This is a genomic window from Belnapia sp. AC561 (genome assembly GCF_979252845.1).
The window spans coordinates 1-292 of record NZ_CEEDBP010000159.1 but is presented as its reverse complement, the minus strand read 5'-3'; the positions used below and the strand labels follow the sequence as shown (position 1 = coordinate 292).

The following is a 292-nucleotide window of genomic DNA, read 5'->3' as shown; positions in this document are numbered from 1 at the left end:
GGCTGGCAATCAGCGGGCGAATCACCAACTTGTCAGTGGCACGGTCGATGACCGAGAGGTTCGGCAGCGTCTGGCTGGAAACCTGGGAAATGGCCTCGCCGGTAACCAGCGCATCAATGTCCAGACCATCGGCAATTCGGCTGGCGGCGCGCAGCATCATGCGCTTGAGCACGACGCCCATGTGGGCGTTGTCGACTTTGCCGAGAATTTCGCCGAGCACTTCTTCAAACGGCACGCTGATAAACAGCACGCGGTGCGAACTGGCGTATTGGCTCCACAGATAGTGGGCCAC

The 292-nt window shown here is 59.9% G+C and carries 1 protein-coding gene; it reads right to left on the bottom strand.

Annotation, left to right across the window (positions count from 1 at the left end; translation table 11 throughout):
* Positions 1 to 292 (bottom strand): hypothetical protein (locus AC0IW9_RS30565; protein WP_471652069.1); only part of this gene is annotated, 292 nt, incomplete at both ends.